Genomic DNA, 1,216 nt, shown 5'->3' on the forward strand with positions numbered 1-1,216 from the left:
ATAAAGCCAGGCTGTTCTTGTGCTTCTTGTGCTTCTTGTGCTTCTTGTGCTTCTTGTGCTTCTTGTGCTTCTTGTGCTTCTTGTGCTTCTTGTGCTTCCTCTCCTGAAATAATTGTTTCTGTTTTTGGTTTGCGATAAAGGTTTAGCAATTCATTGAGAATCATTAAACCAAATAAAACAAAGCCCATGGAGTAAACAAGGCTTAACAACTGCTGTACGCGATAGATGGCAACTTTATTATTAGGTTCAATTAACTGCGTCGCTTTATAAACTATAGCGCCGGTGTAGTAATAAAGTGGTGGATGGAAAAAGGCACCGCCGGTGGCGTAATCGACTGGTGGTGGCATCCAGTGTTGGGTGAGGTATTCGCTATATCCAATATGATCGCCCAGGTCGTGGTCGCGAACATCGCCCGGTGTTACCATAAAATAAACCAGGCGAATTAATAACGCTCCGATAAACAATACTTTAATCGGAGTCGAAAACTTAAATGTGTTGACTAGTTTGAGCGAAATCAGTACAGCAAAAATAGTTAACAACAAATAAATTAATTTGGTAAAGCCTTCGCCACCCTCTGCACTAATCACTATACCCATCAAACCACCCTGATCAGAGTAAAGAATCTGTATCTGGTTTTTTCCGTCGTGTAGGTATTCACTGAGATCATAGGTAAAACCTTTGTTGTAGTCCCTGCGTTGTTCGTAGGGAATATGACTGAGGTCTACCGGGCGCTGATTAATTGAGAGCGATAAGATTTCGTCATCGGGAATAATTCGCAGGGTGGAGCTGGCGTTCTTAGTCATTTCTACCGTGCCGACCAAACGGTAAACGCCGCTTTCGGGTGATTGTATAAAACCCGGTGTGCCGATGATTTGGGTATTGCCAGATGGGGTGGTTAAAGTGAAATCAGAAAACGTCGGCTGAATAGATTTCAGGTTATAGGCAATGAGCCCGAGTGTGATAATAAGTAGATAAAGAGTTTTTGAACTTAAGGTTTTATATATCAGGGCTTTCATTTTATTGTTTTTCCTTAATGCTTAACTGAAGTTTTTTGAGCTCTGCTTTGAGTATGCCTACTTCCTGAATAAGATTTTTATTGCCTTCGGCAAGTTTGGATATAACAACTGAAAATTGAATCAAAATAAAGAATGATCCCTACCGCGAATATCGGACACCTTAGAAACTGAGTAAACTTACTCCAGAGGTGATCCATGAG

The 1,216-nt window shown here is 41.0% G+C and carries 1 protein-coding gene; it reads right to left on the bottom strand.

Features of this window, described 5'->3' with window-relative positions; genetic code table 11:
* The coding region (locus AWU77_RS20420; RefSeq protein WP_193747471.1) for a hypothetical protein at positions 1–1,016 on the bottom strand (1,016 nt) is incomplete at its 3' end.
* Between the last annotated feature and the right edge of the window lie 200 nt (positions 1,017–1,216).

The sequence above is a fragment of the Cellvibrio sp. OA-2007 genome (genome assembly GCF_000953825.1).
In the GTDB taxonomy this organism is placed as follows: domain Bacteria; phylum Pseudomonadota; class Gammaproteobacteria; order Pseudomonadales; family Cellvibrionaceae; genus Cellvibrio.